Annotated in this window: 28 protein-coding genes; 16 read left to right on the forward strand and 12 right to left on the reverse strand. The window is 61.6% G+C overall.

Annotation, left to right across the window (positions count from 1 at the left end; all coding sequences use genetic code 11):
* Positions 1 to 28 precede the first annotated feature (28 nt).
* Positions 29 to 208, forward strand: a complete 180-nt coding sequence (locus SKZ59_RS01580) for a hypothetical protein (RefSeq protein WP_319990624.1) — start codon at positions 29 to 31, stop codon at positions 206 to 208.
* Between the two features lie 21 nt (positions 209 to 229).
* On the opposite strand, the gene SKZ59_RS01585 is transcribed toward SKZ59_RS01580, so the two are convergent.
* Both SKZ59_RS01585 and SKZ59_RS01590 read right to left on the reverse strand, forming a co-directional pair.
* Complete coding sequence (locus SKZ59_RS01585; protein WP_034746298.1) at positions 230 to 679, reverse strand: glycine zipper 2TM domain-containing protein; 450 nt, start codon at positions 677 to 679, stop codon at positions 230 to 232.
* Positions 680 to 824: 145 nt separating this feature from the next.
* The gene (locus SKZ59_RS01590) at positions 825 to 1,253 is read right to left on the reverse strand and encodes a DUF962 domain-containing protein (protein WP_034746303.1); all 429 of its coding nucleotides are present in this window, start codon (positions 1,251 to 1,253) and stop codon (positions 825 to 827) included.
* A gap of 93 nt (positions 1,254 to 1,346) precedes the next feature.
* Here SKZ59_RS01590 and SKZ59_RS01595 point away from each other — a divergent pair, with 93 nt between their 5' ends.
* A complete protein-coding gene (locus SKZ59_RS01595) occupies positions 1,347 to 1,883 on the forward strand; it encodes a DNA-deoxyinosine glycosylase (RefSeq protein WP_257620222.1) in 537 nt (178 codons plus the stop codon).
* Positions 1,884 to 1,886: 3 nt separating this feature from the next.
* On the opposite strand, the gene SKZ59_RS01600 is transcribed toward SKZ59_RS01595, so the two are convergent.
* Positions 1,887 to 3,095: a hypothetical protein gene (locus SKZ59_RS01600; RefSeq protein ID WP_319990625.1), complete on the reverse strand. Its 1,209-nt coding sequence runs from the start codon at positions 3,093 to 3,095 to the stop codon at positions 1,887 to 1,889.
* A gap of 107 nt (positions 3,096 to 3,202) precedes the next feature.
* Complete coding sequence (locus SKZ59_RS01605; RefSeq protein ID WP_034746307.1) at positions 3,203 to 4,069, reverse strand: HDOD domain-containing protein; 867 nt, start codon at positions 4,067 to 4,069, stop codon at positions 3,203 to 3,205.
* Between the two features lie 288 nt (positions 4,070 to 4,357).
* Between SKZ59_RS01605 and SKZ59_RS01610 the strand changes: the two genes are divergently transcribed.
* Positions 4,358 to 4,936, forward strand: a complete 579-nt coding sequence (locus SKZ59_RS01610) for a DNA-3-methyladenine glycosylase (RefSeq protein WP_319990626.1) — start codon at positions 4,358 to 4,360, stop codon at positions 4,934 to 4,936.
* On the opposite strand, the gene SKZ59_RS01615 is transcribed toward SKZ59_RS01610, so the two are convergent.
* Together SKZ59_RS01615 and SKZ59_RS01620 are read right to left on the reverse strand one after the other, a co-directional pair.
* Positions 4,933 to 6,627 (reverse strand): methyl-accepting chemotaxis protein, encoded by a 1,695-nt coding sequence (locus SKZ59_RS01615; RefSeq protein WP_319990627.1) that lies wholly within the window; start codon positions 6,625 to 6,627, stop codon positions 4,933 to 4,935. The two genes, SKZ59_RS01610 and SKZ59_RS01615, sit on opposite strands and share 4 nt — an antisense overlap.
* 68 nt (positions 6,628 to 6,695) lie before the next feature.
* On the reverse strand, positions 6,696 to 7,154 hold the full coding sequence (locus SKZ59_RS01620; protein WP_070301115.1) for a cache domain-containing protein: 459 nt from the start codon (positions 7,152 to 7,154) through the stop codon (positions 6,696 to 6,698).
* A gap of 282 nt (positions 7,155 to 7,436) precedes the next feature.
* Between SKZ59_RS01620 and SKZ59_RS01625 the strand changes: the two genes are divergently transcribed.
* The 5 genes from SKZ59_RS01625 (at position 7,437) to SKZ59_RS01645 (ending at position 13,161) form a co-directional block, all read left to right on the forward strand.
* Positions 7,437 to 8,801, forward strand: a complete 1,365-nt coding sequence (locus tag SKZ59_RS01625; protein WP_319990628.1) for a lysine 2,3-aminomutase — start codon at positions 7,437 to 7,439, stop codon at positions 8,799 to 8,801.
* A 2-nt stretch (positions 8,802 to 8,803) separates the two neighbouring features.
* Positions 8,804 to 10,144: an MFS transporter gene (locus SKZ59_RS01630; protein WP_319990629.1), complete on the forward strand. Its 1,341-nt coding sequence runs from the start codon at positions 8,804 to 8,806 to the stop codon at positions 10,142 to 10,144.
* Positions 10,089 to 10,937, forward strand: coding sequence for a fumarylacetoacetate hydrolase family protein (locus tag SKZ59_RS01635; RefSeq protein WP_046684323.1), 849 nt, complete (start codon positions 10,089 to 10,091; stop codon positions 10,935 to 10,937). Before SKZ59_RS01630 ends, SKZ59_RS01635 begins: the two co-directional genes overlap by 56 nt.
* A complete protein-coding gene (locus SKZ59_RS01640; protein WP_034746328.1) occupies positions 10,937 to 11,503 on the forward strand; it encodes a carboxymuconolactone decarboxylase family protein in 567 nt (188 codons plus the stop codon). The genes SKZ59_RS01635 and SKZ59_RS01640 overlap by 1 nt, the downstream gene beginning before the upstream one ends.
* A 104-nt stretch (positions 11,504 to 11,607) precedes the next feature.
* Complete coding sequence (locus SKZ59_RS01645; protein ID WP_235194152.1) at positions 11,608 to 13,161, forward strand: S1C family serine protease; 1,554 nt, start codon at positions 11,608 to 11,610, stop codon at positions 13,159 to 13,161.
* 56 nt (positions 13,162 to 13,217) lie between these two features.
* Here SKZ59_RS01645 and SKZ59_RS01650 read toward each other — a convergent pair whose 3' ends face one another.
* The 3 genes from SKZ59_RS01650 to yjgA all read right to left on the reverse strand — a co-directional run bounded on the left by SKZ59_RS01650 (position 13,218) and on the right by yjgA (position 15,188).
* Positions 13,218 to 13,886 carry an alpha/beta hydrolase gene (locus SKZ59_RS01650; RefSeq protein ID WP_319990630.1) on the reverse strand — a complete coding sequence of 223 codons (669 nt, stop codon included), beginning with the start codon at positions 13,884 to 13,886 and terminating at the stop codon, positions 13,218 to 13,220.
* Positions 13,883 to 14,512 (reverse strand): molybdopterin adenylyltransferase, encoded by a 630-nt coding sequence (gene mog, locus SKZ59_RS01655; RefSeq protein WP_319990631.1) that lies wholly within the window; start codon positions 14,510 to 14,512, stop codon positions 13,883 to 13,885. Before mog ends, SKZ59_RS01650 begins: the two co-directional genes overlap by 4 nt.
* Positions 14,513 to 14,588: 76 nt before the next feature.
* Complete coding sequence (gene yjgA, locus SKZ59_RS01660) at positions 14,589 to 15,188, reverse strand: ribosome biogenesis factor YjgA (protein ID WP_034746337.1); 600 nt, start codon at positions 15,186 to 15,188, stop codon at positions 14,589 to 14,591.
* 96 nt (positions 15,189 to 15,284) lie between these two features.
* Here yjgA and pmbA point away from each other — a divergent pair, with 96 nt between their 5' ends.
* The gene (gene pmbA, locus SKZ59_RS01665; protein WP_319990632.1) at positions 15,285 to 16,637 is read left to right on the forward strand and encodes a metalloprotease PmbA; all 1,353 of its coding nucleotides are present in this window, start codon (positions 15,285 to 15,287) and stop codon (positions 16,635 to 16,637) included.
* 37 nt (positions 16,638 to 16,674) lie between these two features.
* Here the strand turns inward: pmbA and SKZ59_RS01670 are convergent, their stop codons facing one another.
* Together SKZ59_RS01670 and SKZ59_RS01675 are read right to left on the reverse strand one after the other, a co-directional pair.
* Positions 16,675 to 18,378, reverse strand: a complete 1,704-nt coding sequence (locus SKZ59_RS01670; RefSeq protein WP_319990633.1) for a methyl-accepting chemotaxis protein — start codon at positions 18,376 to 18,378, stop codon at positions 16,675 to 16,677.
* A 377-nt stretch (positions 18,379 to 18,755) separates the two neighbouring features.
* The gene (locus SKZ59_RS01675) at positions 18,756 to 19,880 is read right to left on the reverse strand and encodes a M14-type cytosolic carboxypeptidase (RefSeq protein WP_035822333.1); all 1,125 of its coding nucleotides are present in this window, start codon (positions 19,878 to 19,880) and stop codon (positions 18,756 to 18,758) included.
* Between the two features lie 141 nt (positions 19,881 to 20,021).
* Between SKZ59_RS01675 and SKZ59_RS01680 the strand changes: the two genes are divergently transcribed.
* Positions 20,022 to 20,276 (forward strand): hypothetical protein, encoded by a 255-nt coding sequence (locus SKZ59_RS01680; RefSeq protein WP_070301125.1) that lies wholly within the window; start codon positions 20,022 to 20,024, stop codon positions 20,274 to 20,276.
* 110 nt (positions 20,277 to 20,386) lie between these two features.
* On the opposite strand, the gene paaX is transcribed toward SKZ59_RS01680, so the two are convergent.
* Complete coding sequence (gene paaX / locus SKZ59_RS01685; protein ID WP_319990635.1) at positions 20,387 to 21,316, reverse strand: phenylacetic acid degradation operon negative regulatory protein PaaX; 930 nt, start codon at positions 21,314 to 21,316, stop codon at positions 20,387 to 20,389.
* Positions 21,317 to 21,583: 267 nt separating this feature from the next.
* Here paaX and paaA point away from each other — a divergent pair, with 267 nt between their 5' ends.
* The 6 genes from paaA to paaG all read left to right on the forward strand — a co-directional run bounded on the left by paaA (position 21,584) and on the right by paaG (position 26,173).
* Positions 21,584 to 22,573 carry a 1,2-phenylacetyl-CoA epoxidase subunit PaaA gene (gene paaA / locus SKZ59_RS01690; RefSeq protein ID WP_034746354.1) on the forward strand — a complete coding sequence of 330 codons (990 nt, stop codon included), beginning with the start codon at positions 21,584 to 21,586 and terminating at the stop codon, positions 22,571 to 22,573.
* Positions 22,574 to 22,601: 28 nt separating this feature from the next.
* Complete coding sequence (paaB, locus tag SKZ59_RS01695; protein ID WP_034746356.1) at positions 22,602 to 22,886, forward strand: 1,2-phenylacetyl-CoA epoxidase subunit PaaB; 285 nt, start codon at positions 22,602 to 22,604, stop codon at positions 22,884 to 22,886.
* 14 nt (positions 22,887 to 22,900) lie between these two features.
* The gene (gene paaC, locus SKZ59_RS01700) at positions 22,901 to 23,653 is read left to right on the forward strand and encodes a 1,2-phenylacetyl-CoA epoxidase subunit PaaC (RefSeq protein ID WP_070301127.1); all 753 of its coding nucleotides are present in this window, start codon (positions 22,901 to 22,903) and stop codon (positions 23,651 to 23,653) included.
* Entirely contained in the window at positions 23,653 to 24,186 is a 534-nt protein-coding gene (gene paaD, locus SKZ59_RS01705; protein WP_319990636.1) for a 1,2-phenylacetyl-CoA epoxidase subunit PaaD, read from the forward strand. Before paaC ends, paaD begins: the two co-directional genes overlap by 1 nt.
* Before the next feature lie 40 nt (positions 24,187 to 24,226).
* Complete coding sequence (paaE, locus tag SKZ59_RS01710; RefSeq protein ID WP_319990637.1) at positions 24,227 to 25,306, forward strand: 1,2-phenylacetyl-CoA epoxidase subunit PaaE; 1,080 nt, start codon at positions 24,227 to 24,229, stop codon at positions 25,304 to 25,306.
* A 75-nt stretch (positions 25,307 to 25,381) separates the two neighbouring features.
* A complete protein-coding gene (gene paaG, locus SKZ59_RS01715; RefSeq protein ID WP_319990638.1) occupies positions 25,382 to 26,173 on the forward strand; it encodes a 2-(1,2-epoxy-1,2-dihydrophenyl)acetyl-CoA isomerase PaaG in 792 nt (263 codons plus the stop codon).

The raw sequence follows: 26,173 nt of genomic DNA on the forward strand, positions 1-26,173 counted from the left end.
CGCAGTGCTTCTGGAAAATGTTGAATTTATGAAAATATTTACTTTATTATCAAGTAATATTTTCCGGATTGCATCTTTGAAGGGGACCGCCATGCCAGCCTCACTGCAGATCAAAGTATGGAGCGTGCTTGTGTATGTCGTCGTGACGGCGGTGATTGCCATCTGGCTGCACCCTTCAGTCTTGCTCGCTGCCGGCGCATTCGGCTGAGCGCGTGCGCCGGCAAGCGGATCAGTGCGTGACGCGGGTCTTGCGGCCGTCCGACAGCAGGCGCACACGCTCGCCCGGGCGGAACAGCTCGTCGGCGTCTTGCACGATGGCGCGCATGTCGCCATTGTCCAGGCGTACGGTGATTTCCAGACCGGCCTTGTTCGAGGCATTCGCTTCGATGCTCTTGCCGGCCATGCCGCCAGCGACGGCACCGAGGATGCTGGCCGCGATGGCGCCCTTGCCGCCACCGACTGTCGAGCCGGCCACGCCGCCCAGCGCCGCGCCAGCCAGCACGCCTGTGCCCGTTTCGCCCTTGTCGATGGTTACCTGGCGCACGGATTCAACCGTGCCCATGCGAACCGATTGTTCGTTCTGCGCCTGGCGCGCATTGTAGACATTTGCCGAATTCGGTTGTACGGCGCAGCCGGCCAGGGTGGCGAGCAATGCCACTGCAATAATTGGTGCTTTCATGTGGGACTCCCTTGGACAAAAGTTGGTTGCCGATTGCGTCGACCGGCAGATGATGACTTATCATAAGGACACTTGCCTCAGATAACTAGTTGCGAATAGTAAAAATCTGTTACCGGCATCGCGTTACCAGGTGAGCACTTGCCGCTCAATACGCCAGCCGCAGGCGCCGGTATAAAAATCCCAGCACAAACAGCGGCCCCACCAGTAAAAAGCGCAAGTCGTCCAAAAACGACGGTTTCTTGCCTTCGATCTGGTGGCCGATGAACTGGCCTATCCAGGCCAGCACGAACAGCGCCAGCGACACGGGCAGGATGGTCAGCGGCGGCATAAGCAACAGCAGACCCAGCATGGCGGCCAGCATCGCCAGCATGCCCACCGCAAACGGGCGCGACAGCTTGTAATAATAGTATAAGGCCAGAATACTGCCGAGCAGCGCCACGCTGGGATGCACGCTCCACAGCAGCCCCAGCAAGCTGAAAACGATCAGCGGCACGCACACGATGTGCACCCATTCATTGACGTGGTTGCGGTGGCTTTCGCCATACTGGGCCAGCAGGGTGTCGATGGTGCGCATGGGCGGTCTCGTGTGCAGGAAGGTTGTGCGGGAATTCTACACCGTCGCGTGGCCGGGTAAAATGGTCCTTCGTTTTCCCTTCCGGACCGCCCATTGAATAGCCCAGTCAATAGCCCAGTCATCCTGCCAGAGCAAGCCGCAGATGCGCGCAAGCGCTGCTTCGATCCCGTCGTCGACGCCAGCACGCGCTTGCTGATACTGGGCAGCCTGCCCGGCGAAAAATCGCTGGCGCACAGCCAGTACTATGCGCATCCGCAAAACAGGTTCTGGATGCTGCTGGGCGAGGTGCTGGGCGTGGATTTGAAGAGCCAGCCCTATGAGGAACGGCTGGCGACCTTGCTGGCGCACGGCGTGGGCCTGTGGGATGTGGTGGCGCAGGCGCAGCGCACGGGCAGCCTGGACAGCAATATCCGTGCGCGCGACGACAACGACCTCGTGGCCCTGGCCGCCAGCCTGCCGAAGTTGCACACGATCGCCTTCAACGGCGGCACGGCGGCAAAGCTGGGCATCAAGGTGCTGGGCGAACACGCGCAGCGCTACCGCATCGTCAGCTTGCCGTCGAGCAGCCCCGCCTACACCTTGGCATATGGCGCCAAGTTGCTGCAGTGGAAAACACTACAGCCCTTGTAAAGCTTACGCCGGCGCGTACGGCTGCGCTTCCAGCGGCTGTCCCTTGGCATCGAATTTCAGCGCCACGGACAATTGCGTCACGCCGATGGTGGCCAGCGCGTCGCAAATGTCGTCGACTTCGTCCTGCAAGTCGGCGGCCAGGTCCAGCGGCTTGTCGGCGCTGTGCAATAGTTGGCCGTTCGCCGTGCTGACATTGACGCGCAACAGCATTTCGCCATGTTCATCGGCGGGGCCGACGACCACCGAGACGTCGCCGGCGTCCACCTTGTTTTCCGCCAGTGCATGGTTGATGCCGGACATCATCTGCAGCATCGCGTACTCGCTCATGCCTTGTTCCTTGCCGCCGTGGAACAGATCCTGGTAGAGGAAGCTTACTTCCAGGGCGCTGCCGGCTGGCGCCAGGCAACGCTTGACGAGCTCGCCCACTTCCGTTGTCCACTGCTGGTAGCGGGCCATGCGTGCATCGAACCAGGCGTCGAGCGCCGCTTCGTCCTTCGGTTCCGCATAGAACGGGTCGTCCACGCGTTTCAAGGTAAAGCCCAGCAGGAAGCGCAGTTCGACGGCCGTGTCCTGCGGGCCGAAGGCCGTCTCGCTCCAGCCGACGATGCTGCTTTCCAGGCCCGGCGTGGCGACGATCTTCTTGTCCGTCATCGAGCTATAGGCATCGCGCACCATCTCGTGCAAATGGCTGTAGGTGATGCGGTCGATCTCGTCGAGGTCGTAGGCATGGCTCATCAAGACCACCTTGGCCTTGGCGCTTTCCAGTTCTGCCTGTTGGAAACTTTTCACCAGCGCTTCGAAAGCGTCCTGGTCCTGGAAGCTGTCCGCTTCCTTCAAGCCGCCCGTGCTTTGCACCAGCAGGGGCACGACGAAGGCGTTGATTTCCATGGCCGGCGCGTTGTCGCGGCGGATCACGGAAATGGATGCCGCTTCCTCGATGTGGCTGCGCAAGTACTGGTAGGCGCCCACGTCTTCGTATTTCGAACGCTCGATGGCGTCGTACAGGATTTCATCCTTCTTTTGATTCAAGGCCTTGCGGATCAGGCGGCCGAACTCGACGGCTTGCTCGGCCAGCACCGTGCCCTGCGATTCGCTGTCTTCCTGCTCCGCCAGGTTCAGGGCCATCGTGCACAGCATGCGCGTGACGGATTCATCCTTGTCTTCAGGCGTGTTGGCGGATTTACGGGGGACAGGGCGCTTATTTTTGGGCATGGCGATCAACAGGTTAAGAAATACGGGTCAGGCAAACGGAAACGGGCGCCATGGCTCAGGCCAGGCGCCGGGACAGATCATACAGGCGGACGCGGCCGCCTGATACCTCAATGGTCGGTATCGAACATCTCGTGCAGTTCGTCGAGCAGGTCGGCTGCTTCTTCCTGCGACAGGCCAAGATGCTGGCAGGCAAGTTCGCCGCCCTTGTCCCACTCGAGCGAGGTACTGTTGCCATGGTAGCGCTGAATGCCCTTTTCGGCCAGCAGCGACAGGGCGACGAGCGAGCGGATGGCGTCGTCCGTGGACGGGTCGGCCAGCACTGTGTAGTCGTGGTGGTGCAAAATCGCCCAGGAGACATCGGAGGATAGGCCCCAGTTGCGCGCCAGCAGGCAGCCGATGGCCGCGTGGTTGGTCTGGTGGCGCGCATCTTCCAGTGCCGTAAAGCAATTGTGCGCATCGTTGGCCGCCGCCGCGTACGTGTTGACGTAGTCGGGGAAGCGGTTCATCAGCAGGGGCACGCCGATATCGCAGAACAGGCCGAAGGTGTGGGCGATGTCGGGCGGGGCGATGCGCAGCTTGCGCGAAGTAAATACCAGGGCGCGCGCGCGCTTGGCCGACACATCCCAGAAGTTGGTCAGTTCCACGCCTTCCGCTTCCAGTGCCTGGCGTGCCAGCAAGCCCGTCATCATGGCGCTGCACTGGTTAATGCCGAGAAAGTTGATGCCTTGCTCGACGGATTTTGCCTTGCGCGCGGCGCCATAGAACGGCGAGTTGGCCAATTTCAGCAGGGCGCCGGACATGCCGACGTCATCGGCGATGATGCGCGCGATGCGGCGCGGCGACGGGTCTTGTTCCGCCAGTTCGCGCTGCAAGTCGACCAGCAGGCTGGGACGCGGCGGGATACGGATGGAACGCATCAGGGCGTCAACCGGATCTTCCTGCACTACCTGCTTTTGCGCTGCCGCTCTCATCATTACGCTTTCATCATCATTTTTGTGCCCGGTGCTTATTCTGTCGTGCGCTGCCGCTGCCCGCTGCATGAGCGTCTGACGCAGTGCCCGACGATTATCGCTGTTTATGCATGGCAATAGTTCATATCTGCAATATATTCTCGCAAAAATCCCCGTTTTGGCCCGGCCCAGCCGCGTTTTTCGTCATTTTACGACGCGGCCCATCGTGATATTCGTGATAAAAAAATCAAGTTTTATTTGTTTTCAAGCGGGGTAGGCGTGCGGCGGGATGGGCGGCAGTACAATTGCCGGATGAAAAAAATCCTCGCGGGTATCGATTTTGCGGACGATTCCAGCAGCGTGGCGCGCCAGCTGATCGGCGTGACCGTGCTGGTCGACGGCGTGGGCGGGCGCATCGTGGAAACGGAAGCGTATGACCGGCTGGACCCAGCCTCGCACACGTATGGCGGCATGACGCCACGCAATGCGGCCATGTTCGGCCCGCCCGCGCACGCCTATGTCTACCGCTCGTACGGCATCCACTGGTGCTTGAACTTTGTGTGCCGCGAAGCGGGCCATGGCGCGGGCGTGCTGATCCGCGCCATCGAGCCGCTCGTGGGACTCGATACCATGCGTGAACGGCGCGGCGTCGAGGATGCGCGGCTGCTGTGTTCGGGGCCGGGCAAGGTGTGCCAGGCGCTCGGTGTCACGCATATGCATAACCGGCTGGCGCTCGATGCGCCGCCATTCATGCTACTGGCGCGCGAGGAAGAGGTGACGGTACACGCTGGCCAGCGCATCGGTATTTCCAAGGCGATGGAGACGCCGTGGCGTTTCGTGCTGGCCGGTTCGCCTCACTTGAGCAAACCGATGCGCGCGCCGGCCAGCTAGCTGCGCCGGCGCTGTGGCGTCGTGTTTGCGCCGTGCAAGCCGGGCATGCCGCGCAGCGGGCTATGCAGTGCGCGCCGCTCCTGCTGCGCACTGGCCGGATGCCGGAACGCTTCCTCGTCCGGCGAGGCGGGCTGCGCGGACGCCAGCGGGTCGAGGGTGAACACGGCCACGGCCGCCGACAATTTGACGGCCTGGTCCTGCAAACTGGCCGCCGCTGCTGCCGCCTGCTCCACGAGGGCCGCATTTTGCTGGGTGACGTCATCCATTTGCGTGACGGCCTGATTCACTTCCGTGATGCCGGACGCCTGCTCCGCACTGGCCTCTTTCACGCGCTGGATGATTTCATTGACTTGCTGCACCGAGGCCACGATGGCGCCCATGCTGTCGCCCGCTTGCTGCACGGCCACGCTGCCGCCGTCGATGGTGGTGACCGAGGTGGCGATCAGGGTCTTGATTTCTTTGGCCGCCTGGGCCGAGCGCTGCGCCAGGGTGCGCACTTCGGACGCCACGACGGCAAAGCCGCGGCCCTGTTCGCCCGCGCGCGCCGCTTCCACGGCCGCATTTAGCGCGAGGATATTTGTCTGGAAGGAAATGCCGTCGATCACGCCGATAATTTCCACGATCTGGCGCGAATTGGCGCGTATTGTCGCCATCGTCGTCACCGCTTGCTGCATCGACGCACCTCCTTGCACGGCCAGGGTCGATGCTTGCTCCGCCAGCTCGCAGGCCAGCTGGGCGTTGTCGGCATTGTCATTGACGGCTTGCGTCAGCGCTTCCATGGCGCTCGACGTTTCTTCCAGCGAACTTGCTTGCATTTCCGTGCGCGCCGATAAGTCCAGGTTGCCGGTGGCAATTTCGCGCGAGGCCGTGTCGATCGATTGCACGGCGTCCATGATGGTGCGCAAGGTCTGGTTCAGGTGGGCGATAGTCTGGTCCAGCACGCGCGACGTGCCGGCGATTTCGTCATTGCCCTGCTTGGGCGCGCCGGCCGTCAGCTTGCCCGCAGCCAGGTCTTGCACGGCGTCGGCAATGCCGCGGATTTCCACCAGCATGGCGCGCCGCACCAGCATGGTCACGACGATGGAAACGAGGATCGACAGCAGCACCGTCAGCAGCAGGCTCCAGCCCAGGCTGCGGAACTCGGCGCTGGCCGTCGCATGGGCTTCGCTGCTGAGGCTTGTTTCCAGGGCCGACAGTTGCGCCAGCTGCGTATTGAACTGGACGAATTGGGTTTCCGCCTTGAGCATGGAATTGGTGGCGATCGACTGGTCCATCTGCGCCATTTCCATGGTTTCCAGCACAGCCTTGCGATAGCCGGCCAGCGCCGTGATGGCCGCATCGACCAAGGTGCGCTCGGCACCCGTGGCTGTGGTGCGCAGCGTGGCCAGCTGGGTGCCGATGGCTGCATGGCGCGCCTTGATCTGTTGCTCCAGCGTATCGAGGCGGGCCTTGGCGAAGCTGCCATTCGTCCACGACAGCAACTGGTACATATTGCCGTGTACTTGCCTGGCCTCTCCTAGTACGTCGGCGGCCGCCTTCAAATGCGTGATGCGTACCCGCACCATGTTTTCCAGCGAGGCATTTTGCCGCACCATGCCATACCAGGCGCCGCTCGAGCTGAGTATCAGCAGCAGCAAGACCAGGGTGGGCGCCAGCAATAATTTTGGTCCGATGCGTAATTGATTGAGCATGCTTGACTCCTGGCGATGGCTGTTCCAACCGCAGGCGGCGCACGGCGTGCGTGCGCGCCGCCCCCGTCTTATTTTTTGTAGATGCCCGCTTCCAGCACCACATCGTTGACGCGCAGAATGTAGGTGGTCTTCGGCTCGATCTTGCCGCTGACGGGATTCTTGTACTGGTAATCGACCCAGCCCTTGCCCTGCTTTTGTGCCAGTTCAATGATTTCACGGCGATATTTCTTGCCGTTCGCATCGGGCACATCCGTCAAATCCTTGCCCACGATGGAAGGATTGATGGGGTGGGCCAGCACGATGCCCGTCTTGATGTCGCGCATGTCCACATATAGCGAGCCCTGCACGAAGTCCGGGTCTTTCGCCGTGATTTTCTTCATCATTTCTTCCTTGCCATGCGCCTTCATGAAGGCGGCGCCCCGTTCGGCCATGGCGATCGCATCTTTTTCCGTTGGTTCGACCGCGGCACTGACGCTGCCGCCGGCAAATGCCAGGCACAGCAGGCTGCCCGTGAATAAGCGTTTCATGAAAGCTCCTTGTGATATCGAGGGAAGTGTTGCCAAGACGTAATTTACGTCGCCGAAGTTCGTCTCAGCTTGCGTTGGAACAAACTAAGGTGTTGCTTGTAGGCAGCATGCAACGTCTCGACGGCTTGTTGATATGCAGCAATTTGGTTCCGAATGGCAAGAATTATGATGACTTTTGCAGCATGCCTGGGTGATCTGGCATGCGGGAGAAAAAGGCTGGGATTGGCCGATATACGGTCAATTTCATAAAAGTTATCGCTATTTACAGGCAAGGAGCCGATCGTGTCCGCACTCATTACCGAGCCGTTTTCACCCAAGTTCAAGCCGTATACGCGGCAAACCATTCAGCAGGCGCGGCAGTGGGAATGGCTGCCGGAAGAGCAGCGTGTAGCCGTGCAAGTGGTGTCGCACGTCTTGCCGTTTCGCACCAATGAATATGTGCTTGATCAACTGATCGACTGGAACAACATCCCTGACGACCCCATCTACCGTCTCGTCTTTCCCCACCGCGACATGCTGCCACCCGAGCAGTACGCGCACCTGCGCGACCTGGTGCTGGTGCGGCGCGACAAGGCGGCCATCGATGCCTATGTGCATGGCTTGCGCCTGGGCATGAATCCTCATCCTGCCGGGCAGATGACGCATAACGTGCCCCGGGTCAACGACGCGCCCGTGCGCGGCCTGCAACATAAATATGCACAAACGGTGCTGTTCTTTCCCAGCGCGGGCCAGACCTGCCACGCGTATTGCACTTTCTGCTTCCGCTGGCCCCAGTTCGTCGGCATGGACGACATGAAGTTCGATGCGCGCGAGTCGCATGAGCTGGTTGCCTACCTGAAACTGCATCCTGAAGTGACGGACGTGCTGATCACGGGCGGCGACCCGATGATCATGAACACGCGGCAACTGGCCGCCTACCTGGAGCCGCTGCTGGCGCCGGGCCTGGAACACATCCAGAACATTCGCATCGGCACCAAGGCGGTGGCGTATTGGCCGCAGCGCTTCGTGTCCGACCGCGATGCGGATGACCTGATGCGCCTGTTCGAGCGCATCGTCAAGGCGGGCAAGAACCTGGCCGTGATGGGCCATTACAGTCATGCCGTCGAGTTGCGCCAGAACATTGCCCAGCAAGCCGTAAAACGCATCGTCTCCACGGGCGCCACCTTGCGCATGCAGGGGCCGCTGATCCGTCACATCAATGAAGACCCGGCAAGCTGGGCCGAGCTGTGGCAGACGGGCACGCGCCTGGGGGCGATTCCCTATTACATGTTTGTCGAACGGGACACGGGTCCGCGCGGCTATTTCGAGTTGCCTTTGGCAAAGGCGCACGAGATTTTCCAGGCCGCCTACCAGATGGTGTCGGGCCTGTCGCGCACGGTGCGCGGACCGTCCATGAGCGCCTTCCCCGGCAAGGTCGTCATTGACGGCATCGTCACCATCAATGGCGAAAAACTGTTTGCCCTGCAATTTTTGCAGGCGCGCAACCCGGACTGGGTGCGCCGGCCGTTTTATGCCAAGTTCGATGCGGAAGCGACATGGCTGGATCATTTGAAGCCCGCATTTGGCCACGACAAGTTTTTCTTTGAAATGGATGAGCCCGTGCCGCAGCTGCCGCATAAAATCATCCGCCTGGCACAGGCCGCCTGAGCATGCAAGCTGCCGTTGCGCCTGCCCGCTCCGGCGTGGCCGTGTTTTGCCTGGTGTTCCTGCCGTTCGCGCTCGGGCATTACCTGTCGTGTCTGCTGCGCGGCGTCAATGCCGTGCTGACGGCCGAGTTGCTGGGCGCCATCGCCCTGACACCAGCCCAGCTGGGCTTGCTCACCAGCGCCTTTTTTCTGGCTTTTGCGCTGGTGCAATTGCCGATCGGCATGGCGCTCGACCGCTACGGTCCACGCGCGGTGCAATTGTGGCTGCTGGCGCTGGCGGCCCTGGGCGTGTGGCTGTTCAGCCGGGGTCACAGCTTTGCCGAGCTGATGTGGGCGCGTGCCTTGATGGGAGCGGGGCTGGGCGGCTGTTTCATGGCCGCCGTGAAAGCGATCTCGTGCGCCATCGCGCCATCGCGCCTGCCGTCCGTGCATGGCTATCTGATCGCTGTGGGTGGCCTCGGTGCTGCCACGGCCACCATGCCCGTCAAGCTGGCGCTGCACTACACGGACTGGCGCGGCGTCTTCCTGGGCCTGGCGCTGGCGGCACTGGCCATAGCCTTGCTGATCCGCCTGCTGTCGCCGGCCATGCCCGCGCCTGCCGCGGCCAAGAGCAGGGTCAGCGTCTGGAGCGTGTACCGCGATCCCGGTTTTCGCCGCACCATCGCGCTGATTCTGCTGCCGCACACGGTGTTCTTTGGCGTGCAGGGCTTGTGGATAGGCCGCTGGCTGGCCGACGTGGGCGGCTTGTCTGACGATAACGTCGCGTATTTGTTGTACTTGGGCATGGCGGCCGTCATCTTCGGCGCCATCGGCATGGGCATGCTGACGGAATGGGCGGGGCGGCGCGCGATTGAACCGATGCAAGTGGCGGGCGCCGGCATCGTCCTGTTTGTCGGCGTGCAAGTGGCGATGGCCTGCAATGTGGTGCCCAGCCTGCCTTTGCTGTCCGTGCTGTTTACCTTGCTGGGCACGGTGACGGGCCTTGAGTATGCGATCGTCGCGCAAAGCATGCCGGCCAGCCTGACGGGCAGGGCGGCCACCTGCCTCAATTTGCTCATTTTCACGGGCGCCTTCCTGGTGCAGGCGGGCTTTGGCCTGATCCTCGGCTGCTGGCCTTTGAACAGCCAGCAGCAGTATCCGCCGCAGGCCTACCAGGCGGCGTTTGGTGTGCTGGCGGCCTTGCAACTGCCGGGACTTGCGATGTTTTTCATTGGCCGCTACAGGCGTGCCGGGCCATCCGGTAAAATGGCAGCCTGCACAGCGGCAATGATCAACTCCAAGGAAGACTATGAAACTCGTTCGTTATGGACGTCCAGGCAAGGAAAAACCGGGCCTGATCGATGAAGAAGGCAAACTGCGCGACCTGTCCGGCGTGATTGCCGATATTGACGGCGCACAACTGTCCGACAAGGCCCTGCGCAAGCTGGCCAAGCTCGACGAAAAGACCTTGCCTTTGGTGCGCGGCAATCCACGCTTCGGCGTGCCGCTGGCGAAAGTCGGCAAGTTCATCGGCATCGGCCTCAATTATGCGGATCACGCAGCCGAGTCCGGCATGGCTATCCCCGCGGAACCCATCGTCTTCATGAAGGCCATTACTTGCCTGAATGGCCCGGACGACAATGTCGTGTTGCCAAAAGGCTCGAAAAAGACGGATTGGGAAGTGGAACTGGGCGTGGTCATCGGCACGCGCGCGCAATACGTGAGCGAAGAGGACGCCCTGAAATACGTGGCCGGCTATTGCGTCGTCAACGACATTTCCGAACGCTCGTTCCAGCTGGAACGGGGCGGCCAGTGGGACAAGGGCAAGGGCTGCGACACCTTCGGCCCCGTCGGCCCGTGGCTGGTGACGCGCGATGAAGTCATCGACGAGCAGGACCTGGACCTGTACCTGGAAGTCAACGGCAAGCGCATGCAGACCGGCAATACGCAAACCATGATCTTCACGGTGGCGCAGATCGTCAGCTATTTGTCGCAATTCATGACCCTGGAACCGGGCGACGTCATCGCCACAGGCACGCCGCCGGGTGTGGGCCAGGGCCGCAAGCCGCAGCGCTTCCTCAAAAAAGGCGACAGCATGCGCCTGGGTATCGCCGGCCTCGGCGAACAGCAGCAGGACGTGGTCGCCTGGACCGCTTGATGGCCGGTAGCGATATCGACCGTTTGCCCGCGTTGCCGCTGGACCAGCTGGACCAGCAGCAGCGCGTGGCCGCGCAAGCCATCATCGACGGCCCGCGCGGGGCGCTGTACGGCCCCTTCGTGCCGCTGATCCGCAGCCCCGAGTTGATGGAAACGGCGCAGCGCATGGGTGAATACCTGCGCTACCGCAGCGCGATCGGCACGCGCCTGTCGGAACTGGCGATCCTGGTGACGGCGCGCCAGTGGGACCAGCAAGTCGAGTGGGCCATCCACGCGCCGCTGGCCGTGCAGAACGGCATCGCGCAAGCGGCCGTGGACGCCATTGCTGAACGGCGCGTACCGCTTGCCCTGAAAGACGATGAGCAAGCCGTGCACGACTTTTGCATCGAGTTGCAGCAGAACAAGCGGATCAGCGACGCCACGTATGCGCGGGCGCTGGCCCTGTTTGGCGAGCACGGCGTCGTCGACTTGATGGGCATCAATGGCTACTACACCTTCCTGGCCATGGTGATGAATGGGGCACAGACGGCCGTGCCGGCATTGGGCGTGCCGCCCATGCCCGCCTGATGAGATGAGTTTAGAGGAGTTCTTCGGCAAAGATGGACAAAGTGTAATGAAGTTGCAATTATTCAATATATAATTTTACTTCCCTTCCATTGCCAACAAGCTCAATGAAAACTCGTCCGTGCTTCACCCTGATGGGCCGCGCCTTCCTGGCGCTGGCCCTTTCTTTTTGCCCCTTGATGACGGTGCGTGCGCTTGCCGCCGAGACGGCTGCCAGCGCCAGCGCTTCCGCCCTGGAAAACTCCGTCGTCAAGGTGTTTTCCACCCTGCGCGGGCCTGATCCGTACAAGCCGTGGAGCAAGGCCGCGCCGCAAGAGGTGACGGGCTCCGGGGTTGTCATCGAAGGCCGCCGCATCCTCACCAATGCGCACGTGGTCGGCTATGCCAGCCAGGTGCAGATCCAGGCCAATGGCGCCGGCGACAAGATCCCGGCGACCGTGCTGGCCATCTCGCGCGGCATGGACCTGGCCTTGCTGAAAATCGACGACGACAGTTTTTTCGCCAGCCACAAAGCCGTGCCGCGCGCCAATGTGTTGCCCGACGTGCGCGATGCCGTGCTGGCGTACGGTTATCCGACGGGCGGCACGTCGCTGTCGATCACCAAGGGCATCGTCTCGCGCATCGAATTCGTGCGCTACAACTTCCCCGTCTCCGGCCTGCGCATCCAGATCGATGCGGCCATCAACCCGGGCAATAGCGGCGGCCCCGTAATTGCCGGCGACAAGATGATCGGCCTGGCCTTTGCCGGCATGCTCAATGCGCAAAACATCGGTTACATCATCCCCAACGAGGAAATCGAGCTGTTCCTGCGCGATCAGGAAAGTGGCGCGCCCAAGGGCAAGCCGGCCATGCGCGACGTGACGCAAACGCTGGAAAATCCCGCGCTGCGCACCTATCTGAAGCTGGCGAAGGGCGTCGAGGGCGCCGTCGTGATGACGCCGGCCAGCAAGGATGCCGGCTATCCGCTCAAGGAGTGGGATGTCATCACGCATATCGGCGATTTCCCCATCGACAACCAGGGCATGGTCAAGCTGAATGCCAATAGCCGTGTGCGCTTTCAGTACCGGGTGCAGCAGCTGGCGAAAGATGGCGAATTGCCGCTGACGGTGGTGCGCCAGGGCGCGCCCCTGAAAATCAAGGTACCCGTCTCGGCCGCGCATCCGATGCTGATCGCCGGGCTGCAGGGCAATTACCCGTCCTATTTCATCTTCGGCCCGATGGTGTTTTCGCGCGCCACCACGGAATTCATGGCCGCGCCAAATGGCAACCCGGCGATCCTGGGCGGCATGGCGTTTGCCGGCAATCCGCTGGCCACGCGGCGCGGCGATGCGCCCGATAGCGAGCGCGATGAGCTGGTGGTGATCGCCGCGCCCTTCTTCCCGCACAAGCTGATGAATGGCTACAGCACCCGTTTCTTCTCGGTCGTTGATTCCGTCAATGGCGTGCGCGTGCGCAGCCTGGCGCATCTGGTGGCCTTGCTGCGCGACCAGACCGATGACTTGCTGACGTTCCGCTTCCAGCAGCGCGATGCGGAAATGGTCGTCGTGCCCCGCAAGGATATGCTGGCAGCGACGGAATCGATACTGACGGACAACGGCATTCGCTCGGAAGCATCGCCCGACATGCTGAAAATCTGGAATGAAAAAACGCCGGCGAACTGATCGTTCCCGGCGTTTCACAAGACAGCAGGCGCGGCGCACACCGCGCCTGTTTTATTTTAGGCCAGCACTTTTTTCAGCCACGCGCCGATGGCGTCGATTTCTTCCTGGCACAGCGAGTGCTGCATCATGTACTCGTGCCACTCCACCTTGTAACCCATGCCGGTGAGCAAGTCGCGCGACTGCTGTGCGCGGGCTACCGGTACCACGGGGTCGGCCGTGCCGTGCGCCATGAAGACCGGCGTCTGCAGGCTTGCCGGCGTGCGCTCGGCTGCCGTCTTGTCGGCCAGCGGCAGATAGCCGGACAGGCACATCAGGCCGGCCAGCGGTTCCGCGTGGCGCAAGCCCGTTTGCAAGGTCATGGCGCAGCCTTGCGAGAAGCCGGCCAGGATGATGCGGCTGGCGGGAATGCCGCGCGCCTTTTCGCGCGCGATCAGCGCTTCGATCTGCGCCTGCGAGGCACGCAAGCCGGCCTCATCTTCGCGGCGCACGAGGTCGTTCACGAGGATGTCGTACCAGGCGCGCATCACATAGCCGTTGTTGATGGTGACGGGCATGGTGCCGGCGCTGGGGAAAATGAAGCGGATGGCGGGGCAGCCGCGCAAATCGAGTTCTTTCACCAGGGGAACGAAGTCGTTGCCGTCGGCCCCCAGGCCGTGCATCCAGATGATGGAGACGGTAGGATTCGGTGCGCTGTCGAGTTCTATGGTTTCCAGCAAGTTGCTCATGTGTTTTCCTCTGGTAATGGTTGCGCCGGACGCAGCGCCGATTTGGGACGGAAGGCCTTGCAGATGGCCGGATCGGTTTCCATGTAGGGACCACCGATGAGGTCGATGCAATATGGCACGGCGGCAAAGATGCCGTTCACCAGTTGTTTGCCGTCAGCGTCTTTCAAGCCTTCCAGGGTTTCCTTGATGGCTTTCGGCTGGCCCGGCAAGTTCATGATCAGGGCGGCGCGCTCGGGCGTTTCGCGGATCACGGCCACCTGGCGCGACAGGATCGCCGTCGGCACGAATTGCAGGCTGATCTGGCGCATCTGTTCGCCGAAACCGGGCATTTCCTTGGTCCCGACGGACAAGGTGGCGTCCGGCGTGACATCGCGCCGCGCCGGCCCCGTGCCGCCCGTCGTCAGGATCAGATGGCAGTGGCTCAAGTCGACCAGGTCGATCAGGGTGTTTTCAATCTGCGAGCGCTCGTCCGGGATCAAACGCTTTTCCAGGCGGAAAGGCGTGCGGATGGCGGCGGACAGCCAGCTTTCCAGGGCCGGGATGCCCAGGTCTTCATACACGCCGCCGCTGGCGCGGTCCGAGATCGACACGAGGCCGATAATCAATTCGTCTTCTATCGTGGTCATGGGGCACCTGTCTATGTCGTAAAAAAACCGGGCTGATCCCGGTTTTTCGTCAATGCTGGGGTCAGACCCCAGTTTTTTACTCGTCGTCTTCGCCTTCAACGTCATCTTCGTCGGCATCTTTCTTGCCGCCGTTTTTCTTCTTGGCGATCTCTTTCAAGATCTGGAAGATTTCGCGGTAGGCTTTTGGCGGCTTGTTCTCGGCCTGCTCCTTGCGGGCATTGCGGATCAGGGTGCGCAGGTGCTGCACGTCCAGTTCCGGGTTTTCCGACAGCAAGACGGTCAACGCCTTGTCGTCCGTCAAGAGCTTGTCGCGGCGGCGTTCCATCGCGTGCATATTGGCCGTGTCGGCTTTCGACAAGCCTTTCCAGCTATCGATGGTGCGTTGGATGGCGGCAACTTCTTCCTCATCCAGGGTGCGCATCTTCTTGCCCACGTATTGCAGCTGGCGGCGGCGGCCTTCGTGGTCCTTGATTTGCTGGCATTCGAGAATGGCGTCGCGCACGTCTTCCGGCATCGGGACGCGCTTGACGCGGTCGCGTGCTTCATTGACGAGTTCTTCGCCCAGCTTTTGCAGGACGGTCATCTGGCGTTTGAGTTCCGATTTCGACGGACGTTCATATTCCTGTTCGAATTCGGTCGATTGGAAGCCGCAAGCTCCCCGGTTTGGATTTGGCATGATATATAAGGCGGGAGAGGACTTGTGGACCGCTCCTGTAAACTGTAAACGACTGCTATGATAACCTTTTTAGCGGCTTTCCGAAGAAAACAGCGCATGAACGACTCCGTATTTACCCATAGTCAAGAGCAATTGCAGCAACTGGCCCGTGATGTGTTGTCTTTTGCGCGGGAAGCGGGCGGCACCGACGCTGCCGTCGAAGTCAGCGAAGGCGGTGGCCTGTCCGTTTCTGTACGAAAAGGCAAGATCGAGACGATCGAGCAAAACAAGGACAAGGGCATGGGCGTCACCGTCTTTGTCGGCAAGAAGCGCGGCAATGCCAGCACTTCCGACTTTTCGCCGTCCGCCCTGCGCGCCACGGTGGACGCGGCCTACAACATCGCCCGCTTCACGGCCGAGGACGATTGCGCGGGCCTGGCCGACGCGGACATGCTGGAAATGTCCCCCCGCGACTTGCAACTGTTCTATCCGTGGCTCATTTCCACCGAGGAAGCAGTCGTGCTGGCCCAGCGGGCCGAAGCGGCCGCGTTCGCCGTCGACCCGCGCATCACCAACAGCGAGGGCGCCAGCGTGCACGTGCAGCAATCGCACTTTGTGTCCGCCAATTCGCGCGGTTTCATCGGCGGCTACCCGTTTTCGCGCCACACCCTGTCCGTGGCGCCCATCGCCGGCAAGGGCGCCAAGATGCAGCGCGACGACTGGTATTCATCCGTGCGCGACGCGTCCAAAATGTCGAGCCCGGAAGCCATCGGCCGCTACGCCGCCGAGCGCGCCCTGTCGCGCCTGAATGCGCGTAAACTCGGCACGCGTACTTGCCCCGTGCTGTTCGAGGCGCCGCTGGCGGCCGGTTTGCTCGGTACTTATGTGCAAGCGACCTCGGGCGGCGCCCTGTACCGCAAGTCCACGTTCCTGAACGACTCGCTGGGCACGCAAGTGCTGCCGTCGCATGTGCAGATCTTCGAAGACCCGCACGTGATCGGCGGCGTCGGTTCGGCGCCGTTCGACGAAGAGGGCGTGAAAACCGTCAGCCGCGACGTCGTCAAGGATGGCGTGGTGCAAGGCTATTTCCTGTCGACTTACACGGCCCGCAAGTTGGGCATGCAGACGACGGGCAACGCGGGCGGTTCGCACAATCTGTACCTGACCTCCAAGCTGACGGTCGCCAGCGACGATTTTGTCGCCATGCTGAAAAAGCTGGGCACGGGCTTGCTGGTGACGGAACTGATGGGGCAAGGAACCAATTACGTGACGGGCGACTATTCGCGCGGCGCCTCCGGTTTCTGGGTCGAAAACGGCGTCATTCAATACCCGGTGGAAGAAATCACCATCGCCGGCAACATGAAGGACATGCTGCGCAACATCGTGGCCGTAGGCGCCGACACCTTGCGCCGCGGCACCAAAGAGACGGGGTCCATCCTCATCGAGAGCATGGTGGTGGCGGGCGGCTGAGGCGCAGGCTGATGTATGCCTTGCGGCAGGTCCTGCCTTAGTACTGTTCCCACTCGGCATCGGCGACCACGGCCAGGGTGCCCGCCTTGCCTGCTTTCCTCGCGGGCGCTGCCGTGACGCGCGGCGCGGCGGCGGGCTTGGCTGGCGCGCGTGCCGGAGCGCGGATGGCTTGCACCTGCGCCGGCGGCAGCGCCTGCGTGCCGTCGAGCTTGAACACGCTGACGGCTTCGGCCAGAATGCCCGCCTGATCCTGCAGGGCTTCGGACGCGGCGGCGGCCTCTTCCACGAGGGCCGCATTTTGCTGTGTCACCGCATCCATTTCCGTGATGGCCTGGTTGATCTGTTCAATGCCCGTTTCCTGCTCGTTGCTGGCGGACGTGATCTCGGCCATGATGTCCGTGACGCGCCGCACGCTGCTGACGATCTCTTCCATGGTGCTGCCCGCCTGGTTCACGAGGCTGCTGCCGAGGTTGACCTGGTGCACGGAGTCGTCGATGAGGATCTTGATTTCCTTGGCGGCGGAGGCGGAGCGGTGGGCCAGGTTGCGCACTTCCGTGGCGACCACGGCAAAGCCCCGTCCCTGCTCGCCCGCCCTGGCCGCTTCCACGGCCGCATTCAGGGCCAGGATATTGGTCTGGAAAGCAATGCCGTCGATGACACCGATGATGTCGACGATTTTCTTTGACGAGGCATTGATGGAGTCCATGGTCGTGATCACTTCGGCCACTACCTGACCGCCCTTGCTGGCCACGCTGGAGGCCGATTGCGCCATCTGGTTGGCCTGGCGCGCGTTTTCGCCATTCTGCTTGACGGTGGACGTCAGTTCCTCCATCGACGAGGCCGTTTCTTCCAGCGAGCTGGCTTGCTGTTCCGTGCGCGACGACAGGTCCATATTGCCGGAGGCGATTTCACGCGAGCCGTGGGCGATGGCATCCGTGCCATGGCGCACGCGCGCCACGATGCCTTGCAGATTGTCATTCATCTCTTTCAAGGCCCGCAGCAGCAGGCCTGTTTCATCGTTGCCGCGCGCGTCGATGGTGACCGACAAGTCGCCGGCAGCCACCCGTTGCGCCACCTTGACGGCTTCGGCTATGGGGCGGCTGATGGAACGGCTGATCAGGATGGCCAGCGTGATGGCAATGGCCGTCGCGGCGATCGACAGGGACAGGCTCAGGATGATGGCCATGCGCCCATCGGCGCCGGCTTGCTTGCCTTCGCTTTCCATCAGCGATTCCTGGAAGCTGGCCATGGCCGCCAGTGCCGTCAGGAATTTTTCTTGCGGATAACGCAGCTGCGTCAGCAGGAAAATGCCCGCCGTTTCCGATTTGCCTTCCTGTAATAGCTTGATATTCGCATCGCGCGTCTTGCCATAGCCTTCGTGGCCGTTCGCCACGGCCTGGAACAGCTCCTGCCCCTTGGGCGTGTTGACCAGGACTTTCAGGCGCGCCAGCAGTTCCACGTTCTTTTTGACCGACGCCTGTACCTTGGCCACGGAACTGCTGACTTCATCGGCATCGTTGGCGCCGATGATGGCGATGCTCAGGAGGCGAGCCTGGATATTGACCTCGGACTGTATCGCATTGGACAGCATGACCTTGACATAGCGGTCGTTGAGGATTTTTTCCGTCGAGGCATTGATATTGCGGATGCGGGTGATGGAAACAAATGCCACCATGATAAGCAGGACAATGATCAGGCCGAAACTGAAGGCCAGGCGGGTACTGATTTTAAGCTTGGACATAGGGTATTCATCCTTGGCGGAAAGCGGAAAGCGTGCGCTGGGCATCGTCCTGCGGACAGGCGGCGTCCGTCCGTGACGATGCTGATGCGGTCAGTGTGCGTTACAGAGAGCTAGCTCGGCAGGTATGGGGCCGTGATGTCAAGGGCAATGCCATGGATGCGCATTGCAGGGCGCCGGCGAGGTGGCCAGCGGCGTATTCTTGAGGGGCCGCGCAGAAGGGCACGGTCCGATTTTGTTGTTCAGTGTAGGACGATAATTTCTGGCAGGCAAGATGTTCGCGCAAAAAATCACCGGGCCAGCAACGCTTGCCGCGCGGGCAAAAAAAATGCCCCGGCGAACGGGGCATGGGGTCAAGCGGGCCGGTCTGGCCCTGGCGTTCAGGCGCGCAAGGTGGACAGGATAGGCTGCAGCACGGCCGCACCCAGGGCGGCGCTGCGGGCGCCGCTCCAGCCCGTTTGCGGGTCGGGATCGTTGGCATTGTCCTTGAACGGCAATTCCAGGGTCAGCGACAGGCAGCCGAAGGCGTGCGTGATGTGGGGCGAACCCATGGTCAGCACTTCCGGCGTGAACGGGCCGTCTTCGTAGCCGTGCTCATCCTGGAAGTCGGGGCTGGCCACCTTGAAGTCGGCGATGAAGCGGTCTTGCTCGGCCTTTTGTGCTGGCGTGAAATTTTCCAGCGCATCGCTGCCGGCCACGAAGACGTAAGGCAAACCTTCGTCGCCATGCACGTCGAGGAAGAGGTCGCAGCCGATTTCATGCATTTTCTGTTTCACCAGGAATACTTCCGGGCTGCGCTCCATCGTCGGCGTCATCCATTCGCGGTTCAGGTTGGCGCCGGCCGCGTTGGTGCGCAGGTTGCCATGCACGGAACCGTCCGGGTTCATGTTCGGCACCACGTAGAAGACGGCGTCCTGCAGGCACTGGCGGGCAAACGGATTGGCCTGGTCCAGCAAGGCTTCGAGCATGCCTTCGACAAACCATTCGGCCATCGTTTCACCGGGATGCTGGCGCGCGATGACCCAGACTTTTTTCTCGGCATCGGCGTCGCCGACCACCAGCAGATTCATGTCGCGGCCTTCGACGGTGCTGCCCAGGTCGATCAGGCGCACCAGCGGCGACGCTTGCGCGCTGTCGATCAGGGCCAGGTGGCGGTCCCATGGGTACGGCTCGAAGTAGGCGTAGTACACGCTTTCTTCTTCGGGCGTATGTTCGATCGTCATCACGGTGCCGTCAAAGCTGGTCGGCACGCGGAACCAGGTTTCGCGGTCGTAGCTGGCGACGGCCTGGTAATCTTTCCAGCCGTCCGGGTAGGCCGACTTGCCTGCGTTCATGAAGCGGATCGTGCACGCCTCGCCTTGCGCGCCTTGCAGGCGGAAGTAAAACCACTGCGTGATGTCGGCGTGGGAATCCTTGCGGATGTTCAGCTCGATGGAGTGGGCATCGTCGGCGCGCAGCACCTCGATCGCGCCGGCGTCGAATTGCTGGCTGATTTTAATGGTCATGAGTGTTCCTGATAAAAACGTATGGGTTTTGCATCGTGTGCAATGGCGCGATGATACCTGTTTTGCGGTGGCCTTTGTGCTGGCGCAAACGATGACGGACATGCTTTGCTAACGTGGAAGCTCCAACACGGGGAGATCATCATGGATGACAACGGCAAACACATACGCGAACTGGAAAAGAAAGTCAGCGCCCTCAGCGACGCCCTGGCGCATCTGGGCAAAGGTACGACCTTGCAGGAATTGCTGCGCATCATACGTTTCCCCGGCTATACGACGCCGGCCGAATACACGTTCAACGTCGCCATCCTCGATACCATGCTGGTGCAGGTCAATGCGCTGGAAAAGCTGGGGCAGGATTTGTTGGCAGGGGCCAAGCAAGTAGTGGTGAAGCAGTGAGCAGACAGTAACTTATTCCTGAACGCCTGGAAAATGTTCAGGGCAAGGCGCAGGGCCGCAGGCAGTACGAACGTACGCCCAGGCCCTGCAACGCCGCCATGGACGTTTTGTCAGGTGTTCAGACCGCCAAAACGTTCAAAAAACCACGGCTCGACGTCGGGGGCATGCTCATCCTCGCGCCGCAATGTCGCCAGGATATGCTCCTCGGCAGGTGCATACGTGATGCGGTACAGGTCGCGCGCCAGCGCATACGCTTGCGTGCCGGGCCACGGTTCGGGCAGCAGTTCGACGGGCAGTTGCGGGTCGTGCAATTGCACGCGGCGGTAGGCGTGCGTCAGCAGCGAGCGGATGACGAACGCCTGCTCCGCATCGAACACGGGTTCTTCCTGCAGCAGGGTCAGCAGGGGCTGGAAGCTGGCGATGAATTTTTCGTAGCCGGCCATCACTTCCGACAAGTCCCAGCAGTCGCCCACCATGTCGCGCAGGGGGCGCGTGCTCACGCCAGGCAATTCTGTTGTGTGGCAGACGTACAGCTTGCCCTGCACCTCGTTGCGCACGAGGATATCTTCGAGCGCTTCCGCATTGCTGGCGGGGTGGCCGAAGATGCCGGGAGAAATCAAGCCATAGCCGGCCCACAATAATTCCTTGCGCAGCGCCCCCCGCTCGGCGGCGCCGATGCTGCCGGCCGGCCCGATCACCAAGGTCCAACTGCCATCCCAATGCACGACCAGCGGCGCATAGATGCGGCGGTAGGCGCGTTCGAAGCGGGCCAGCGCCTCCGGGCGTATCGTATAGGCACTGCGGCGGCCGTCGCGCTGCGAGCTGAGCCAGCCTTCCTGCGCCAGGCGGAACACGCTGGTGCGCAATAGCCGGTCATTGACGCCGAAAGGCGCCAGCAGTTCGATCAGGCTGCCCAGCCAGATGGCGCCGCCGCGCGGCACGATGGCGTCGCCAAAGATGGTCATCACCAGGGACTTCGAGCGCGGTGGGTCGCTTTCCAGGAAATCGGCTATCCATGCCGTGCAGCGGGTGTTCTTCATGTGGTTCCGGTCTGGCCGTGTTGCGGTCGAATCAATAAAAGCAGCAGTTTACTTGGCTGCGCGGGTAGCGCGGCAATAATTTGCCGGAAGCGCTGGTGGCGCTCCATAGTGTTTTCTCATAAGCAATATCATACGCACAAAAAAGCTGCACAAGATACGAAATTTTAAAATGATTCATATCAAGTGTATGCAAATCGTTTTTTGTATCGTATTATCTGTTCATCGCACCGCGTTGCTGCGCAAAATCAAAGACATGGGAGACACATCATGTACGCACAAATGGTTGAAACCGGCCTCAAGAACGTCCGTTCCCTCGACGACATGGGTCAAGAAGAGCGCGCTTTCCAGGCGCGCATCGACGAAGGTATCAAGATCGAGGCCAAGGACTGGATGCCGGACGCCTACCGCAAGACCCTGATCCGCCAGATTTCGCAGCACGCGCACTCGGAAATCGTCGGCCAGTTGCCCGAAGGTAACTGGGTCACGCGCGCCCCGACCCTGAAACGCAAGTCGATCCTGCTGGCGAAGATCCAGGACGAAGCGGGCCACGGCCTGTATCTGTACAGCGCCGCGGAAACCCTGGGCGTGTCGCGCGACGACTTGCTGGCCGCCTTGCACTCGGGCAAAGCCAAGTATTCGAGCATCTTCAACTATCCGACCCTGTCGTGGGCCGACATGGGCGCCATCGGCTGGCTCGTTGACGGCTCCGCCATCATCAACCAGATTCCCCTGTGCCGCTGCTCATACGGTCCATATGCGCGCGCCATGATTCGCGTGTGCAAGGAAGAATCGTTCCATGCGCGCCAGGGCTACGACATCATGATGTCGCTGTGCAAGGGCACGCCCGAGCAGAAAGCCATGGCGCAGGATGCGCTGAACCGCTGGTGGTGGCCATCCCTGATGATGTTCGGCCCGTCGGACGCCGCCTCCGTCAACAGCGCCCAGTCGGCGCAATGGCGTATCAAGCTGTTTTCGAACGATGAACTGCGCCAGCGCATGGTCGACCAGACCGTGCCGCAAATCGAATACCTGGGCTTGACCGTGCCCGATCCCGACCTGAAGTTCAATGCGGAGACGGGCCACTATGAATTCGGCGAGATCGACTGGTCCGAGTTCAACAACGTCCTGAAGGGCAATGGCCCGTGCAACCGCGAACGCCTGCAAACGCGCGTGAAAGCGTATGAAGACGGCGCATGGTTCCGCGATGCCTTGGTCGCGTATGCAGACAAGCAAGCTGCTAACAAAGCGGCAGCGTAAATACATAAGACAGATAGGGGATAGCAACATGAGCAAAGAATGGCCATTGTGGGAAGTTTTCATCCGCAGCCAGCACGGCCTGGCGCACAAGCATGTGGGCAGCCTGCACGCGTCCGACGCCACCATGGCGGTCAACCATGCGCGCGACGTCTACACGCGCCGCAATGAAGGCGTGAGCATCTGGGTGGTGCGCGCGGCCGATATCGTCGCCAGCAGCCCCGGCGACAAGGGCGCCCTGTTCGAACCGTCGAACAGCAAGGTGTACCGCCATCCCACCTTCTTCCCGATGCCGGAAGAAGTCAAGAACCTGTGATGGGAGCGCCTGCAATGGATGACAAGGTCAATTACCTCTTGCGCCTGGGCGATAACGCCCTGATCCTCAGCCAGCAGCTGTCGCAGCTGTGCGGCAAGGGGCCGGCGCTGGAAGAAGACATGGCGCTGACCAATGTGGCGCTGGACTTGCTGGGCCAGACGCGCTTGTGGTTCAGCTATGCGGCCGAACTGGAAAACGCGGGCCGCGACGAGGACGACATCGCCTTTTTGCGCGACGCCCACGACTTCAAGAACTGCCTGCTGGCCGAACAGCCGAACGGCAATTACGCCGACACCATGATGCGCCAGTTCTTCTTCGACAGCTGGCACTACTTCCAGCTGCTGGAACTGACCAAATCGACGGATGCGCGCATCGTCGAAGTGGCGCAAAAGTCGATCAAGGAAGTCACGTATCACTTGCGCCGCAGCGGCGACCTGATCGTGCGCCTCGGCGATGGCACGGCCGACAGCCACGCGAAAACGCAGGCCGCCGCCGACAAGCTGTGGATGTACACGGGCGAGATGTTCACGTACGACGCCGTCGACCAGGCCATGGTTGCCGCCGGCATCGCGCCGCCATCGGACGTACTGCGCCGGGCTTTCCTCGAACACGTGGCCGAGATCTTCGCCGAAGCCACCTTGACCATGCCGGCGCCCGACGCCTGGATGCAAAAAGGCGGCAAGCAGGGCACGCACACGGAACACCTGGGTTTCATCCTGGCCGAGATGCAGTTCCTGCAGCGCGCCTATCCCGGGGCGGAGTGGTAATGAACACGGTCGCTGGCGCCACGGCGCTGGACGCCGCCCAAGTCTGGGCCTGGCTCGGCGACGTGCCGGACCCGGAAATCCCCGTCATTTCGGTGGTGGACCTGGGCATCGTGCGCGCCGTCGAAGTCACGGATAGCGATGCGTGCATCGTGACGATCACGCCCACGTATTCGGGCTGTCCGGCGATGCAGGTGATCGCCGACGCCGTCACGGAGGCCTTGCGCAGCCATGGCGTGGCCAAGGTGACCTTGGTGAACCAGCTGGCGCCCGCCTGGACGACGGATTGGATGAGCGAAGCGGGCAAGGCCAAGCTGAAAGGCTATGGCATCGCCCCGCCGCAGCAGCAGGTGATCGATATCAGCGGCCTGCGTGGCGGCGTCAAGCGCCAGGCGATGCCGAAACTGGACGTGATCTGCCCGAACTGCGGCTCGACGCACACGCAGCTGACCAGCCAGTTCGGCTCCACGCCGTGCAAGGCCCTGTACAAATGCATCGATTGCCGCGAACCGTTTGACTACTTCAAGTGCCACTAAAAAAATCAGGCACACGTTCCGAAGAAACTGGAGATGAAGCATGAGTAAATTTTATCCGCTGTGCGTGGCCAACGTGCGCAACGAAACGCGCGACACCATCGCCGTCACGTTCGACGTGCCTGCCGAGCTGCAGCAGCAGTTCCGTTTCCAGCAGGGCCAGCACCTGACCCTGCGCGCCAATATCAATGCGGAAGACGTGCGCCGTTCGTACTCGATCTGTTCGGCGGTGCAGGACGGCACCCTGCGCGTGGCCATCAAGCGCACGCCCGGCGGCGCCTTCTCGACCTGGGCGAACGACACCCTGAAAGCTGGCGCCACCATCGAGGTGATGCCCCCCATGGGCCATTTCAACGTGCCGCTCGACTGTGTCAACCGCAAGCACTACCTGGCCTTTGCGGCAGGCAGCGGCATCACGCCCATCCTCTCCATCATCAAGACGACCCTGCTGACGGAACCCCTGAGCCGCTTCACTTTGTTCTACGGTAACCGCGCCTCGTCGTCCGTCATCTTCAAGGAAGAATTGACGGACTTGAAAGACGTGTACCTGGAGCGCCTGAACCTCGTCTACGTGATGAGCCGCGAGCAGCAGGACATCGAATTGTTCAACGGCCGCATCACCCAGGAAAAATGCGAGCAATTCCTGCAGCACTGGATCAAGGTCGAAGACTACGACAATGCGTTTATCTGCGGCCCGGAAGACATGATGCTGGGCGTCTCCGCCGCCCTGCAGGCGGCCGGCATGCCCAAGCAGAACATCAAGATCGAACTGTTCGCCGCCAGCATCCCGAAAAATGCCCACAAGCCGCGCGCCCAGTTGGCCGCCGACGCCGTGCAGGAAACGGAAGTGACCGTCATCATGGACGGCAACCACACCACCTTCACGATGGACAAGGACAAGGAATCCATCCTCGACGCGGGCCTGCGCGCCGGGCTGGACATGCGCTACTCGTGCAAGGGCGGCGTATGCTCGACCTGCCGCTGCAAGATCCTCGACGGCAAGGTCGAAATGGACGTCAACTACGCGCTGGAAGACTACGAAGTGGCGCGCGGTTTTGTCCTCAGCTGCCAGAGTTTTCCTGTCACCGACAAGGTGATTGTCGATTTCGACCAGGCTGAATAAATGCCGGGGTCAGACCCGCCGGGTCTGACCCCAGATTTCCGCTGCGGGCCAATAAATAAAATAGCGAGACACGCCATGACCTACCAAAACATCCTCTTCACCATCGAGCAGGGCATCGCCACGTTGACCCTGAACCGTCCCGACAAACTGAATAGCTTTACGCAAGCCATGCACGAGGAAGTGCGCGACGCGATTGCGAAAGTCAATGCGGACAGCACTGTGCGCGTGTTCGTGCTGATGGGCGCGGGCCGCGGCTTTTGCGCGGGTCAGGATTTGTCCGACCGCGCCGTGGAGCCGGGTTCGAAGGGCGTGGACCTGGGCGAATCGGTGGAAAAGAACTATGCGCCGCTGGTGCTGGCCTTGAAGGCTTTGCCCATGCCCGTGATCTGCGCCGTCAACGGCGTGGCTGCCGGCGCGGGCGCCAACCTGGCGCTGGCCTGCGACATCGTCATCGCCGGCAAGTCGGCCAGTTTCGTCGAAGTGTTCTGCAAGCTGGGCCTGATCCCGGACACGGGCGGCACCTTCTTCCTGCCACGTTTGATCGGTTCGGCGCGCGCCATGGGACTGGCCATGCTCGGTGAAAAACTGACGGCGGAAAAAGCGGAAGACTGGGGCCTGATCTGGAAATGCGTCGAGGATGCAGAACTGGCGCAGGAAACGCGCAAGCTGGCCGTGCACTTTTCCACGGCGCCGACCAAGGGCCTGGCCTACACCAAGCAGGCGCTGGCCGCCAGCGGCGCCAATACCTTGCCGCAGCAGCTGGCGCTGGAAGCGCGCATGATGAGCGATCTCGGTAACAGCGACGATTACCGCGAAGGCGTGGCCGCCTTCATGGAAAAGCGCGCACCGCAATTCAAGGGACATTGA

The sequence above is a fragment of the Janthinobacterium sp. GMG2 genome, from assembly GCF_033949445.1.
Lineage (GTDB): Bacteria > Pseudomonadota > Gammaproteobacteria > Burkholderiales > Burkholderiaceae_D > Janthinobacterium > Janthinobacterium aestuarii.